Origin of the sequence: Salisaeta longa DSM 21114 (assembly GCF_000419585.1) — a bacterium.
GTDB lineage: Bacteria > Bacteroidota > Rhodothermia > Rhodothermales > Salinibacteraceae > Salisaeta > Salisaeta longa.
The window spans coordinates 412,087-426,627 of record NZ_ATTH01000001.1 but is presented as its reverse complement, the minus strand read 5'-3'; the positions used below and the strand labels follow the sequence as shown (position 1 = coordinate 426,627).

Annotated in this window: 14 protein-coding genes; 7 read left to right on the top strand and 7 right to left on the bottom strand. The window is 64.4% G+C overall.

Annotated elements, in window-relative coordinates; all coding sequences use genetic code 11:
- Positions 1-59 precede the first annotated feature (59 nt).
- From nosZ to nirK, 4 genes are all read right to left on the bottom strand, one after another.
- Complete coding sequence (gene nosZ / locus SALLO_RS0101880) at positions 60-1,928, bottom strand: Sec-dependent nitrous-oxide reductase (protein WP_022834634.1); 1,869 nt, start codon at positions 1,926-1,928, stop codon at positions 60-62.
- Positions 1,929-1,970: 42 nt separating this feature from the next.
- Complete coding sequence (locus tag SALLO_RS0101875; RefSeq protein WP_022834633.1) at positions 1,971-2,507, bottom strand: plastocyanin/azurin family copper-binding protein; 537 nt, start codon at positions 2,505-2,507, stop codon at positions 1,971-1,973.
- Between the two features lie 141 nt (positions 2,508-2,648).
- Positions 2,649-3,107: a plastocyanin/azurin family copper-binding protein gene (locus tag SALLO_RS0101870; RefSeq protein ID WP_028566791.1), complete on the bottom strand. Its 459-nt coding sequence runs from the start codon at positions 3,105-3,107 to the stop codon at positions 2,649-2,651.
- Between the two features lie 82 nt (positions 3,108-3,189).
- The gene (gene nirK / locus SALLO_RS0101865) at positions 3,190-4,287 is read right to left on the bottom strand and encodes a copper-containing nitrite reductase (RefSeq protein WP_051141251.1); all 1,098 of its coding nucleotides are present in this window, start codon (positions 4,285-4,287) and stop codon (positions 3,190-3,192) included.
- A gap of 328 nt (positions 4,288-4,615) precedes the next feature.
- Between nirK and SALLO_RS14540 the strand changes: the two genes are divergently transcribed.
- The 5 genes from SALLO_RS14540 to SALLO_RS14535 all read left to right on the top strand — a co-directional run bounded on the left by SALLO_RS14540 (position 4,616) and on the right by SALLO_RS14535 (position 8,411).
- The gene (locus SALLO_RS14540) at positions 4,616-5,308 is read left to right on the top strand and encodes a helix-turn-helix transcriptional regulator (protein WP_022834631.1); all 693 of its coding nucleotides are present in this window, start codon (positions 4,616-4,618) and stop codon (positions 5,306-5,308) included.
- Positions 5,309-6,196: 888 nt separating this feature from the next.
- A complete protein-coding gene (locus SALLO_RS0101845) occupies positions 6,197-6,619 on the top strand; it encodes a group III truncated hemoglobin (RefSeq protein ID WP_022834628.1) in 423 nt (140 codons plus the stop codon).
- A gap of 65 nt (positions 6,620-6,684) precedes the next feature.
- On the top strand, positions 6,685-7,416 hold the full coding sequence (gene ric, locus SALLO_RS0101840) for an iron-sulfur cluster repair di-iron protein (protein ID WP_022834627.1): 732 nt from the start codon (positions 6,685-6,687) through the stop codon (positions 7,414-7,416).
- A gap of 6 nt (positions 7,417-7,422) precedes the next feature.
- On the top strand, positions 7,423-7,926 hold the full coding sequence (locus SALLO_RS0101835) for a DUF4149 domain-containing protein (protein ID WP_022834626.1): 504 nt from the start codon (positions 7,423-7,425) through the stop codon (positions 7,924-7,926).
- A 182-nt stretch (positions 7,927-8,108) separates the two neighbouring features.
- Positions 8,109-8,411 carry a hypothetical protein gene (locus SALLO_RS14535; protein WP_022834625.1) on the top strand — a complete coding sequence of 101 codons (303 nt, stop codon included), beginning with the start codon at positions 8,109-8,111 and terminating at the stop codon, positions 8,409-8,411.
- A 77-nt stretch (positions 8,412-8,488) separates the two neighbouring features.
- On the opposite strand, the gene SALLO_RS0101825 is transcribed toward SALLO_RS14535, so the two are convergent.
- The 3 genes from SALLO_RS0101825 to SALLO_RS0101815 form a co-directional block, all read right to left on the bottom strand.
- Entirely contained in the window at positions 8,489-9,310 is an 822-nt protein-coding gene (locus SALLO_RS0101825) for an ABC transporter permease (RefSeq protein WP_022834624.1), read from the bottom strand.
- Entirely contained in the window at positions 9,303-9,980 is a 678-nt protein-coding gene (locus tag SALLO_RS14530; protein WP_022834623.1) for an ABC transporter ATP-binding protein, read from the bottom strand. Before SALLO_RS14530 ends, SALLO_RS0101825 begins: the two co-directional genes overlap by 8 nt.
- Before the next feature lie 93 nt (positions 9,981-10,073).
- Positions 10,074-10,853, bottom strand: coding sequence for a J domain-containing protein (locus SALLO_RS0101815; RefSeq protein WP_022834622.1), 780 nt, complete (start codon positions 10,851-10,853; stop codon positions 10,074-10,076).
- Positions 10,854-11,143: 290 nt separating this feature from the next.
- Between SALLO_RS0101815 and SALLO_RS14525 the strand changes: the two genes are divergently transcribed.
- Together SALLO_RS14525 and SALLO_RS0101805 are read left to right on the top strand one after the other, a co-directional pair.
- Positions 11,144-12,025 (top strand): ParA family protein, encoded by an 882-nt coding sequence (locus SALLO_RS14525; RefSeq protein WP_022834621.1) that lies wholly within the window; start codon positions 11,144-11,146, stop codon positions 12,023-12,025.
- A gap of 7 nt (positions 12,026-12,032) precedes the next feature.
- Positions 12,033-14,504, top strand: coding sequence for a penicillin acylase family protein (locus SALLO_RS0101805; protein WP_022834620.1), 2,472 nt, complete (start codon positions 12,033-12,035; stop codon positions 14,502-14,504).
- The last annotated feature ends 37 nt before the right edge of the window (positions 14,505-14,541 follow it).

Here is a 14,541-nt window from a genome sequence, read left to right as displayed (position 1 = left end):
AACCAAGCACCAGGGCGTTTGGTGACGCCCTGGTGCTGGCAGCGACGTAGTCTAGTCGGTTATTGCGGGCGCACGGCCAGGTAGCCCTGCATCTCCTGGTGGAGCGCCGAGCAGAAGTTCGTGCAATAGAACGGGAAGACGCCCGCCTTCTGCACCGTAAACTCCATGGTTTTGGTCTCGCCCGGATCCACAATCGCATTGACGTTGTGTTCGGCAATGCCAAAGCCGTGGATCATGTCCGATACCTGCTCGATGTTCGTCAGGTGAATGATCACCGTGTCGCCCACCTGCGCCTCAATCTCGTCCGGATAGTATTGGCTGCGTTTGGCGATGACATGCGCCGTCACCTCGTTGGGGCCGGTGCGCTTAACGCCGGTGTTTTGCTGCTCCCACACGGCCTCGGGGTGCGTGTTATTTTCCTGCTCGTAGACCTCAACCGGGTTGATGACGTCTTTGTGCACCACCTGCGCAAAGTGCGGCTCGGGCGGCGTGTAGGCCTCGGCCACCATCTTCATCTCTTTCCCCGAGATGTCGATGAGCTGGCTCGTTTCGGGCTGCGATGGGCCCACGCTGATGTGGCGTCCCTTCGACAGCTTGTTCATGGCCACGAGCCACTCCCCATACGGGTCTTTGGTGTCGCTGCCGCCAATGACGATGTGGCCCACGTTGTAGTGCACGCTGATCTTGTCGACCACGGCTTTGCTCATGTCCTGCGCGGTGGCTTCGTCCCACGGCGGGAGCTTCCACTTGGCCACCGACGACTCGATGTACAGCGACGTGTAGGCGTTGCCTTCGCCATCGAACTGCGTGTGCAGCGGACCTTGCCCCACCGGGACTTCGCCCTCCACGATGCTCTCGTAATTGATGACAGGTACGCCGCGGAATTCGCCCTGAAAGTCCTTGTTTTCGATGGCCGTAAGCACCTGCTTGAAGTCAAACACGGTGGCTGTTGGCTGTAGTTTTCCGGAGGCCACGATCCAACGGCCCGAGGGCGACGCGTCGATGCCGTGCGGCGACTTGCTAACCGGCACGTAGTACATCACGCCCTCGTGCTCCGCCGGGTCGATGAAGGGCACGCCGTTGCGGGTTCCGGCGTTGCCGTTCGCCACAATCTCGGCGGCGCGCTTCCAGTTCACGAAGGCCGCGTAGTCCCGATCGCGCTGGCTCGCGTTGATCTCCAGCGAGTCGTGCGCCATCTCGGTGTTGTAGGACGTCCAGAACGCCCAGCCATGGCTCGGGCCCTTTCCGGTAGAGCCAAGGTCCCAGTTAAAGGGCGGCGTTTTGATCTGCCAGCCGACGGACATCTCGCCCGTGGTGGAGTCGACCTTGACGCCGCTGACGATGCCGTTAAAGTTTTCCTCGTACGTCTCCACGGGCGCATACGTCCCCTTGGGCAGTGGCACCGAAAAGCGCGTTGCGACGAGGACGTACGTGGTGTTCGGCGTTACGAACGACGATCCGTGGTTGCCCATCGAGTTGGGGATGGGGCCCAGGATTTGCTTCGTTTTGAAGTCGCGCAGGCTGATGCGGGCAATCCGGTTGTTGGCGTTATCGTTCACGAAGAGCCAGCGGCCGTCGTACCGCCCGTTGGTTTTGGAGAGGCCCGGGTGGTGCACATCGCCCCAGGTGTACTCGCCCATCATTTCTTTCGTCTCCTTCGTGTAGCCGTAGCCCATCCCCGGCGCCGGCGTAAACACCGGAATCTTTTGGATCATGCGGAGCGAGGGGAGGCCCGCCACCCACACGTTGCCCGAGTGGCCGCCGGAGTAGAACAGGTAGTAGTTGTCTTTCTCGCCGGGCGGCACGTACGAGGCCGGTGCCCCGCCGTCTGCACCTGTAGAGGACGATTCCGTGCCGCACCCGGCCAGACCAAGGCCGAACGCGAGAAGAAGCACAAACGAAAGGGACTGCGATATTCGAGAACGCATGGGATTGAAGGGGTATGGGTAAAGTAAACGCGGCGCGCCGTCCTACGAGCGGACGTGCATAACGCCTTGCATGGTGGCCCAGTGGCCGGGGAAGGTGCACACGTAGCCGTAGTCGCCCGTCTCTGACGGCGCCGTGAAGGTTACCGAAACGGTTTCGCCGGGCTTGGCAATTGGGGTGGCAGCCAACACAAGCGGCAGGTCGGGGACGTAGTCGTTGCTCATGCCGGCCTGCATCCCGGTGGTACCCACCTCCTGAAAGTGCTCATCCGTGGGGCCTTTGGTAAGCACCACCACGTTGTGCTGCATGGACGGGCTGGTTGCGGTGTTGTCAAACACGAGCTTCACCTTGGCCCCGGGCGCTACCGTAAACTCCGTTTGCTTGTACTTCATCTGGTTGCCTTTCGGCTCGATGGTCACCAGCTTGTCAACGCCGGCCGGTGTGGCTTGCGACGTCGAAGCGGTGGCCTGCTGCTCTGCAGAAGCGGATGAGGCGTCGCCGCTAGAACCGCCGCAGGCGGTAAGAAACAGCACCGAAAGCGCCAGCAAAGACAAGCGGCGAAGCGAGAAAAACGTTTGCATGGGATGGGTTGGGTTGGTAAAAAGTATACAGCGGTACTTAGCGGTCGTACAACGGAGCGTGTCTTGCCTGCCTGCAGGCTGCAATCACGTCATTAGATTTATTCTAAAGAAGCTTTGAAGCATCCCTCGCGGGGCATTCCCCTACTTGACTGTCATGGTGCCTTGCATCGACACATAGTGGCCCGGGAACGTGCACAGGAACCGGTACTTGCCGGGCGCTTCGGGGGCCGTGAACGTGACGGACACCGTTTCGCCGGGCTTGGCCACCGGCGTAGCGGCCATCACTGCCGGGTCGTCGGGCACGAAGTCTGCTGCCGAGAGCGCGGCCTGCCCCACGCGGGTGGCTGCGGCGTCGTCCATCGTGTTCAGGAGCACCACGTTGTGCTGCATGGCCGGACTGGTGGCCGTGTTCTTGAATACCAGCCGCACCGTCTCGCCGGCTTGTACGGTGAACGCTTTGGTGGCAAACGCCAGCTGGTTGCCCTGGGGCTCAATGGTGATGGTGCGCGGGGGCGCATCGGTGGCCAGGCCGGTGGTTGGGCCTACGACCCCGAGGGCCAAGAGCAACAAAAGGAGGGAGGCAAATACACGAGTCGTCATAACGAACCTCATCAAGGAAGGACTAAAAGGAGCGCGGAAGGCCCCTGCGTGCTTGCAAGCCCCCTCCGCGCGGACCGGGCGCCTAGCGCGCCGCAAAGATGTCGGGCTGCTCGGGGCCGGTCACGTTGATGGTGGCCTTTGCGCCTTTCCGCGCAACGCGCGACAGCGCGTGGTCGACCAAAAAGACGGGCCCCGGCACGGGAAACTTCATGTGGAAGATGCCGCAGCTTCCGGGCGCCACCGGCGTGGTTTGCACGTTCTTCTCCGGTGCACTTTGAATGGCGCCTTCGCGCCACACGTCGGTCCACACGTTGCCAATGGGGTGGAAGCTGCTGGTGAGGTTTGGGCCGCCGGTTACCATAAACACGCGCGCCGTCTCGCCCACGTTGGCCTCCATCGCGCCCAACCGATCGGGTGTTAAGCCGTATTTTGCGCCGTTTAGAAGCACATAGGACGGCTTTTCGTCCATCATAGCGTCAAAGTCGAACGCGTGATGCCCTGCTTCGCCCGTCTTTTTGTTCGTGTACACCTCGTGCTGCCCGATGTAAAACTCGTGGTCGACCGGGGGTAAGCCCTCGGGCGGTTCTACCACGATCATCCCAAACATGCCGCTGGCGATGTGATAATCCAGGTTGGGCACCGCACAGTGGTAGATGAAGGCGCCGGGGTACATGGCCTGAAAGCTAAACGAGCGCGACTGCCCCGGCGCTACAAGCGTGGCCTCGGCGCCGCCGCCCGGCCCGTACACCGCGTGGAAGTCCACGTTGTGCGGCATGCGGTTGGAGGCGTCGTTAGTCAGGGTTAGGTTGACGGTATCGCCCTGTCGCACCCGAATCATAGGACCCGGCACCTGACCGCCAAACGTCATGAAGTTGAACGTGACGCCGGGCTCAATCTCAGCCACCACCTCTTCTGAAGTGAGGGTAATGTCGTGCGTCTTGGAGGTGTGCCGGCGGATGGGCGGCGGAATGTCGGTCGGGTCGGCTGCCACGCGGTTGACCTTGCGGCCAACCGGCCCAAGCGGAATATCGGGCCGCTCCATGGCGTAGTCGGCACCAAAGGCCTCCAGCCCCGAGGCCATGAAGCCTCCGGCGGCAGCCGCGGTGCCCAGGCCCTTCATGAACGAGCGGCGCGAAACATTTGAACGATCGGATGCGGTCCTGCGGTTGGTCTGTAGCATCGTACCGAGCGGGTTAGTTGGCAAAATCAGTGGAAAGACGTCAGCCCGTGCCCGTCTTTCTGTATTTAATAGTACGTTGTATTAAATACTGGTAGCTACTAAATACGAACGCTAAGAAAGTTCGGGCCAAATGGCGGACTCACACAATCTCGGTGATTCGTTGGCACCTCCTTCGTCTGGTGTTGATCTTCTCTTCATGGAAGGGGGTTCATGCCGGCATTGAACCGGCGCGCGCGATTCTCCGTACGTTATCTTGCGTCCAATCTTGCGCGTACTTGCATCCGCTAGCGCCCCCGTCGCCCGCTCCTCCACAGACGAGTATTCTTTCATGCGTGCCCTCGACCTTGTAGGATCCGACACGCGCCGCCGGCTGCTCCAGCTTATTAAACGACGCGGCAGCCTATCGCTCGATGACGCCATGCAGGCACTGGACATGGCGCGCACCACCGTGCGCGAGCACTTGCTGCGGCTGGAAGAAAAAGACCTTGTGGAGCGCTTTACGCGGTCGGAAGGGCGCGGGCGGCCGCGTTTGTATTACAAGATGACCCCGCGGGCGCAAATCCTCTTTCCGTCCCGCGATGGCGAGCTGCTGGGCGAACTGATTACGTTTCTGGAGGATCACGCAGCCGAGGACCTTGTCGCTTCGTTTTTTGAACACTACTGGGCCGAGCGCACCCAGCGCGTGCAGCAGCAACTCGACGCCGAAGCTTCCGACGACCTTGAGGCGCGGCTGCGCGTGCTTCTGCGCATTCTTGAGGCGGAGGGCTTTATGCCGAAGGTTGAACACGACGGGGGCCAACTTACCATCCGCGAGTGCAACTGCCCGTTTCCCGAGACCGTGAAGCGCACCCACCTACCGTGCCGCCTAGAGGCTGCGTTCTATGAGGCGCTTTTCGACACCGATGTGGAGCGGACGCGCTACATGCCCGATGGTGCGGCTTCCTGCTCATACGCGCTTCCCGTACCCAGTCCTTCGACCGACGAACCTCCGGTGCCCACAGCAGACGAACAGGCGCCGTGAGGGGAAGCCAGGGCAATCGCATCAATTTTAGGTTCGTGCTGAGGCCGATCAAAAGTGATTTGCAAAATGACCATGATGTGCCCCGGAAGTGTGAGCTGGCTTTAAAGCGCTCAGCGCGGGTTCACGATTCCTCATGCCGTTGCTTTTCCCGCATATCCTGCTGATTGCATTGTGCGGCAGGTTTTTGCTCCCTTGTGGGGATTGCCTTTTCACGATGACCTTCGGCCTCACCTACGGCACGACCTAAAGGCCCCCACGCTCCCGTTGGTCGCTCGCAATGACAACAGAGGGAAATTGAGAAAACGAAGCGTTGGTGGTTCAGGTGGCTGTTCGGACAGAATTGGGCATCTGCACGCCCAACGCGCTAAAACAGCAGCCCTCTACTTGTCACCGCGAGGAATGAACGCACGTGAATGACGCGGCGATCTCCATGTACGGGCAGAAACGCCCCATTGCGGAGATTGCCCTGCGGGATGGCCTTCGGCCTCACCTGCGGCATGACTTGAAGCCCCCTTCCAAGATGTCCAGGGCCGTTGTATCAATCTTGCTTATGCGTGCTGACGCCGTTAAGTGGTGATTTGCAAAATGACGACGACATGTCCCGGCAGCAGAAGCCATCTTTGAAGCGCTCAGGACGGATTCACAATGGCGCATTCGATTGTCCTGGTGGGGAAGCAGCTCCCGATCCGAAACTTTTCTATTTAAATAAAACGTTAATTGGCTAATTAAACAACGAAAGGCGGAAAACTTTGATGCCGTCCGCAGTAGAGGTCGATGCCGTGGCGGCTGATCGCATGCAACCGACTGTAACATCGCTGCCGCTGCGATGCATCGCGCGCCGCGGTGCGCCTGGACGCCCGCCCTCTTTCCTCGAATGCTTCGATTGTGATGCCCGAGCCCCCGCCGCCCGCCGATATACAATCGCGTGATGATGTGCACGCCGTGGTCAGCGCGTTTTACCGCGGCATTGCCGAAGACCCGCTCCTCGGGCCGTATTTTGCATCGGTCGACCTCGATGCGCACGTGCCCCGCCTGGTGGCCTTTTGGACGTCCATCGTCTTTCAGTCTGGGACCTACCGCGGCCGCCCATTCGACGCCCACGCCCAGCTTGAGGGGCTGCAGGCGCGCCACTTTCGCCGGTGGCTTCAGCGGTTTGAGGCGACCGTCGATGCGCGCTTCGCCGGGCCGCGGGCCGCGCGTATGAAGCAGCGCGCCCGCCAAATCGCCACCGTCTTTCAGTCGAAGCTCGGCGTTTTAGAGGCCGGTGATGGTACGGCACGCTTCAACCCGAATGCGGCGCCCTCGCCATAGCCAGCGCGCGCTCGGCCCACAGCCTCCGGCATCCCTCTTTTGTCTCCTAACTGCTATACCATCCCATGACGTCCCTCCTCCAAACATCCCTTGGCGACCTCGTTGCCCAGAACGACCGCCGCGCTGTGCTCTTTGACCGCCTCGACCTGGATTACTGCTGCGGCGGCGACCAAACCCTTGAAGCGGCCTGCCAGGCGCGCGGGCTTGCCCCCAGCACCGTGGCGGCGGCGCTTGAAGCGCTCGACGCTGCCCCGCCCGCGCCCGATGCCACGGCGCCCGCCACCGATTGGACCTCGCGTCCCCTTCCCGCACTCATCGACCACATCGTCGATACGCACCACGCCTATCTGCGCCGCACGCTCCCCGAGCTCGACGCCCTCTTTGCCCGCGTCAGCAAGGTGCACAGTCACGACCACCCCTGGCTCACCGACGCCGCGGATGTGTTTGGGCGGCTGCGGCTGGAACTCAATGCGCACATGCAGAAAGAGGAGACCGCCATCTTCCCCATGATCCGGTCGCTGGCTGCCGGGGATGCGCGGCCGACCGAGGATGAGGCCGAGGCCCTGATTGCATCGGCCGAGGACGAACACGACGAAGCCGGCGCGGCCCTTCGCACGCTGCGCACCTTGTCCGATGACTTCACGCCGCCGCCCGATGCCTGCGGCAGTTTTCGGCGCTTGCTGAGTGGATTGGACACGCTGGCATCGGACATGCACCGGCACGTGCATAAGGAGAACAGCATCCTGTTTCCGCGGGCGCGCCGCCGGCTTGAGACCCAGCGCGCACAAACATCCTAGGGGCCCATGACCTACGGCTGGTACCTTGTCATCGTAAGCCTGCACGTTCTCGCGGCCACCGTTTGGGTGGGCGGGATGGTCTTTTTGGGCGTGGCGGTCGTTCCGGTGCTGCGCGCGCCCGACCTCGCGCCCGTCCGCACCACGCTGCTGCACCGGCTCGGCCTGCGGTTCCGGTGGGTGGGGTGGGCGCTCCTTGGGGTGCTGGTGGGTACGGGCCTTCTGCTGCTGCACGCGCACGGCTACACCTGGGCGCACCTGTGGAACGGCACGCTATGGCAGGGGCCGTGGGGCCACGCGCTGGCCTGGAAGCTTGGCTTCGTCGGGCTAGTGCTCGTCGCCAACGCCGTGCACGACTTTTATCTCGGCCCGCGCGCGATGAAGCAGATCGAAGCCGACGAGGCCACGGCAGCACCGACCCGCCGCGCCGCAAGCTACCTGGGCCGCCTTACGGCCGTTGCGTCCATCATCATCGTGATCCTGGCCGTCATCCTCGCACGCGGTGGTTTGTAGGCGCTAGCATCCTGACGTGTCAGACGACACCGGTCGCAACTTCTCGAATCAGCGAATGCGCGTCGCATGAATGACGCTCCCTGGCACACCCCGCTGCGCTTGTTGCCATTGCCGCATGGCTCACCCTTTACGACATTGCGCGGCGCACGGTACACAGCGGAGGGCTCACGCGCTTCATCGCCGTGTGTCTCCTCGCGGGCTACGGATGGCTGGCCGTGGGCGGGGCTCTCATGGTGGTTTACGGCAATCCCGCCGCCGGTCCGCTCTACGACGCCGTGCTGCATGCCGTCTTCGTGGGCTTTGTCTTTAGCATGATCTTCGGCCACGCCCCCATCATCTTCCCGTCGGTGCTCGGCCGCCCGATCCCGTATCGATCGTTCTTCTACGTCCACGCGGCGCTCTTGCACGCAGCGCTCGCGGCCCGCCTCGTAGGCGACCTGTTATTGCTGCCGTCGCTCCGCGTGTGGGGCAGTTGGGGAACGTGAGAAAAAGCGCTTTCAAGTAGCAGTTGCATCATACGTAGCAAGCTGCCAGAACGTTACAACAAGCGCCTTGCCCCGGTTCACCCGGCCAGCCAGTTGTTGTCTTCGGCTTCGCGGAGGCGATCGAGGCGCAAGGCGTGCCGACGCGAGAACAGCACGCGGAAGCCCAGCAGCACCGCCCCGAGGGACGCGAGTGCCGTGCAGGCGGCAATCATGAACATGATGACGACCTGGTAGCGCACCGCATCGGCCGGCGCGGCGCCCGCGAGAATCTGTCCGGTCATCATGCCCGGCAGGCTGACGATGCCCATCACCATCATGGAGTTCACCACGGGGATGAGCGCCGTGCGCATGGCGTCTTTCACGATGCGATGCCCGGCCTCCCAGCGCGTGGCTCCCAGGCCCAGGAGCGTTTCGAGCACGCCGCGCTGCTGCACACACCCCTCCATGAGGCGGTCGAGCCCCAGCGAGATGCCCGTGAGCGCGTTGCCCAGCACCATGCCCAGGAGCGGGATGGCATACTGCGGGTCGAACCACGGCTGCGCCTGCACGACGCCCAACAGCCCCACGCCCGTCACCACAAACGACGCCCCCACGATGGATACCAGGCTGTTCCAGTAGATGCCCGGAAAGCGCCGTTCGGTGCGGTTGACCGCGGCGACGCTCGCCAATCCGGCCATGAGCAGGGCAATGCCCAGAAGCAGCGCCGGCGAGCGCGTCTCGAAGAGCCACTCCAGCACGAGGCCCACAAGGAGCAGTTGCACCGTCATGCGCAGCGACGCCACAAGCAACTTCCGCCCAAGGCCCAACCGCAGCCACACCGACAGCCCGATGTTGACGAGCATGAGCACGGCCGAGAGGGCCAGCTGCGCGTAGCCGATGGAGATGTAGGCGTCAGTCATGGACGGTGGCGGTTGCAGACGGATCTTGGATGGTGCCGTCGGGGAGCGTAAGCGCCCGGTCGGTCATGCGCTCGACCTGATCGGCGTCGTGGCTCGTCCACACGAACGCGGCCTCGTCGGCGCTGTCCATCCACCGGTTGACGAGCGCCTCAATCTGCTGCGTGCGCGCGGCGTCAACATTGGCGGTGGGCTCGTCGAGCAACAAGATGGTCGGTGCGAGCTGAAGGGCGCGCAGCAACGCTGCAATCTGTCGTTCGCCGCCCGAGAGGGCATCCACCGGCCGCTCCAGAAAGTCCTCCGCCTGATCCAGCTGCTCCAGGTACGCCATCACGCGGGCGGGATCGTACGACCGGTCGCGGTGCACGGCAAAGGAAAACGGCACGCGCAGGTTATCCGCCACGGTGCCCTCCACGAACGCCGGGGCCTGCGGCACATACGTGACCGCCGCACGGTAGGCGGGCAGCGACCAATCGGACAAGGCCCGCGCCTGAAAGGTGATGGCGCCCTCATCCAACCGATCGAGGCCCGCGAGGGCACGAAGCAACACCGTCTTTCCAGCGCCCGAGGGCCCCACCACGGCCCAGCGCGTGCCGGCGTCAACCGTCAGCGACAGCCCGCGCCAAATCCACGCATCATCCAACAAGCGGCCGCCGTCTGAGAGCGTCAACATAAGGGGAAGCAGTTGTGAACGACAGGAGGATACCGAATGCCCGCAGGTGCTGCCGTTCCGAGCGCCGTGTAACGATTGTACGCCGCGCGCCGGTTACGCGGCAGCAGGCTGAAGCGGCGGCACGGCGTCGGTAGCCTGTAGCCATTGGCGGAGGGTGGTCGTGCGGACCTGCGTGCACGAGAGGTCGAGCACCGCGGTGCGGCGCGTGGCGTTGGTGTGCACCTGCGGCAGCACCGGATCGGCCGCTTCGAGCACGTCGGCGGCGGTGAGCGTCAGTTCGAGGCGCGGGCCCTCCGGGCGCAGCGTGAGCCGCTCAACGGCCGTCCACGCCACGCGGGCCACGCAGTGCTGCGCCACCCACACCTTCAGCCCGCGGCGGTCCATGCGCACCGACACGCGATCGGACGTATCCGGAAACCAGCGAAACACGACGACGGCAAAGACGCCGGTGAGCCCCGACGCGCCGGTAAGCGCGCCCAGCAGCACCCACGGGGCATCCACGTGCCACATGCCCAGCGCCTCCAGCACAAGAAAAAGCACACACGCCATTAATCCAATGGCGACCCGTGGCAGGTAGTATGCCACACAGCCCAGGTTGTCGTCGCTCGCCAGCGTGAGAACGGGCAACATGGCGGCGTCGGGGGGCGCGCGGCGGGCGGCATCGTACTGCCGGCGCAGCTCGGGCGTGCTCAACACGCGCTGTGCGGTGCGCAACTGCCGAAAGCGCCGGGCCGCCTCGGGGTCGTCGGGGTTCACGTCCGGATGCACGCGCTTGGCCCGCTGCCGAAACGCGCGGCGTATGGTGGCGCGGTCGGCGTCAGGAGCCACATCGAGCAGCGCGTAATAGTCCACCGTCGGATCGAACCGAGCCATAGCCATCCAGCAAGCCATTCACGAAAGGGAATGCGTGAACCCGTTGGTTGCCGGAAAGATCACATGTTTCGGCGATTTTCTGTAACGCATCGGTTGCAAATGAGTGCGCCAATCGGTTCGTTGTAGAGGTGTAGGATAAAGTGTCCTCCCCCGCCCAACCGTGCGGTGCGTGGCCGTGCGTTTGCCGCTGCTCACCGTGCGTCTCAGCAACGGCATGCAGGTGTCCTTGACAGACCGGGCCGTTGCTTCTATCTTACAAATACGCTAAATGGAATTGGACGGCCTGGTTCATGAAGGTCCTTACCATTTGTAACCATAAAGGCGGTACGGGTAAAACGACCACGGCCATTCACTTGTCCGCAGCCTTCGGACTGTCCGGTCGGCGCACGCTCGTGCTCGACCTCGATCCGCAGGGCTTTCTGTCGCGCGCGCTGCATGTGGGCGAGCCGCCGCCCGAAGAATCGGTGCTCGCGCTGTTCGATACGGACCTGGACATCCGGCGCATTCAGGCGCGCTCCCTCAGCGGGTTCGACCTGATTCCCTCCTCGGGGCGCCTCACCAAACAGATGCGCAGCCTCAACAAACCCACCGATGTCTTTTGGGTGCGTGAAACGCTCGATCAGCTCACCCTCAACTACGACATGGTTGTGTTTGATACCGCAGCCGCGGTGACCGTGTACAGCCTCAACGCCCTCGTGGCTAGCGATTACGCGGTGATTCCGGTCCTGCCGGAGTATCAGGGCATCATTGGGGCCGAGCAGACCTACCAGACGGTGAACCTGGTCCGCAAGCGCCTCAACCCGTCGCTCGCGCCGCCGCTGTTTCTGTTTACGCAGGTGGATGCCCGCAAGCGCATCCACCACACCTACCAGCAGTACGTCCGCCGGAAGTACGGCGACCAGGTGCTGGAGCAGGTCATTCGCACCAGCACGTCGCTTGCCGTGGCGCACGAGGAAGGGAAAACCGTCTTCAACCACGACGCCACCGCCCGCGGCGCCCGCGACTATGCCAACGCGGCCGACGAACTGTTGCGCCACGTGACCGGCGGCGCCGAGGCGTCGTCCGATGACGAGACCTCAAACGATGCCTCGACGTCTAGCAACGCCCCGCCGCCTGCGTCGTCCGATGGCGCCAGCAACGACCCGTCTACGCTCTCTGTAAAATCCTCCTAAGGCCGCTTTGACTTCCTCCTACCGCGCGGCGGGGTGGGGCGCCACCGCGCTGGGCCTTGTGCTTGTTGGATTGCTGTCGATGCGGTGGGCCGGGCTCGCACCGCTTGCTTCGCTTCTAGACCCGGCCGATGGGCTGTGGCGCACCGCCCGCACCGAAGCGCGCGCGCCGGCCCGCACCACACTGCGCCTGCCCGCGCTCCAACAACCGGTAACGGTGGTGCGCGATGCCCGCTGGGTGCCGCACATCTACGCGGCCTCCGACCGCGACGCCATCATCACGCTGGGCTACCTCATCGCCCGCGACCGCCTCTTCCAGCTCGACTTCATCCCGCGCGTCGCGGCCGGTCGCCTCGCGGCGGCACTGGGCCCCTCGGCGGTGCGCACCGACCGCTTCTTGCGCAGCACCGGTATGGACTGGGGCGCGCGCCGCAACCTCCAACGCATCAAGGCCAACGGCGGCCGCGCCTGGGATGTGCTGCAGTGGTACAGCGCGGGCGTGAACGCACACCTCAAGGCGCTGCCGCCAGACGACCTGCCGTTTATGTTTCGGCTCTTTGGCTACCGCCCGGCGCCGTTCCGGCCGCTCCAGTCGATGCGGCTGTTGCAGTACATGGCATTCAACCTGACGTACGGCACCGACGATGCCGCCTACGGTGTGCTGCAGAGGCGCATGGATTCGACGAGCCGCGCGCGGCTGTATCCCCACGAACCGGCCGGGCTGTACGTGCCCATCATTCCGCCGGCGCAGCAGCTTGCTGGTCCGGCCGCCACAGGCGCTGCGCCCACGGCAGCGGTTGCAGCGGCCCGGGCGGCGTTGGCGCGTCACGTGCGCACCCAGCGCGGGCTGCGGGGAGGCGTGGCCGAAGGGTTTGTGCCCGGCAAGGGCTCCAACAACTGGGCCGTGTCCGCGGCCCGCTCCACCACCGGCGCCCCGCTCCTTGCCAACGACATGCACCTGCAGCTCACGCTGCCGCCCATCTGGTACGAGGCGCACCTGGTGACGCCCACGATGAACGTGTACGGCCTCACGGTGCCGGGCGCGCCCCTGCCCATTCAAGGCATCACGCCCACCACGGCCTGGGGCTTTACCAACACCGGCGCCGACGTGATCGACCACTACGCGCTCACCCTCGATTCGACCGGCACGCGCTATCGCTACAACGGCACCTGGCGCCCCCTGCGCACCGTCTACGACACGATTCGGGTGAATGGCGGCGCGCCGGTGCCCGATACGCTGCGCTACGCCCACTGGGGGCCCGTCATTGAACCGCCCGATAGCATGCAAGCCGGCGCGGTGGCCCTTCAGTGGACGGCGCACAAGCGCAGCCGCACCCTCCAGGCGCTGTGGGGCATGCTGCACGCCGATAGCCTCGCGGCGTTTCAGGAGGCGCTGCGCTTTTGGGACACGCCGATGCAAAACATTTTGTATGCCGGGCGCGACGGCCACATCGCCATCCGATCCACCGGCTACGTGCCCACACGCCGCGCGGGCCACGGGCGCGGCCTCCTCGACGGCTCCACCGATCGCTTCGCCTGGACGGGCCGCATTCCGTTTGACGACCTTCCGTATGCGCGCGACCCGGCGCAGGGCTTTCTCACCTCCTCCAACCAGAAGCCCACCGGCCCCAACTATCCGCACTACCTCAACCACGACTGGCGCGACGGCTGGCGCTCGCTCCGCCTCGACACGCTGCTGCACCGCACGCCCCACAGCCCGGCCGACCTGATGCGCTTTCAGGCCGACGTCGACGTGCAGCAGCGCGATGTGTGGGTGCCGTTGCTTCGGCCGCTGACGGGCCTTTCCGCCCGCGCCGATACGCTCCGCCAATTGTTTGCCCGGTGGGATGGCACCGCGGCCCGCGACCGGCCCGAGCCGCTGGCGTTTTATGTGTTTACCCGTCAGCTGCATGCGCTGGCCTGGGACGAGCCGGTGTTCGCGCTGGCGCCCGATCCGGAGGTGGCGCCGTTCGTCGACCTGATCCGGCAACAACCGTCGTCGCGCTGGTTCGACATCCAGTCGACACCCGCGCCCGAAACGGCGCCCGACCTGCTACGCGCCGCGCTGGAGGCTACGGCCGATACGCTGGCCGCGCGCTATGGCTGGACGCCCCGCCGCTGGCGCTGGGGCGACCATCACGCCGTCGTCTTCAAGCACCTGTCCCAAACCGACGCCCTGCAGGCCCTGTGGCGCGGTCCGTTTTCGTATCCCGGATTTGCGTCGACCGTCTCGCCCGCCCGCGACACGCTCACCACGCACAGCGCGAGCCAGCGCCTCGTGGTCGACTTTAGTACCACGCCGCCCACCGCCCACGGCCTGGTGCCGGGCGGGCAGAGCGGCCATCCGCTGAGTGCGCACTACGGCACGTCGCTCACGCCATACGTCAACTTTGACTACGTGCGCCTTGACCTGGCCGCAACTCCGGCGGGCCTGCCCGATTCGCTCGTGCGGCAGCGCGCTACCCTCCGCCCGTCGCCGTAACGATTGGCGGGGGCGCCGCGTTGTATATCCAACACCC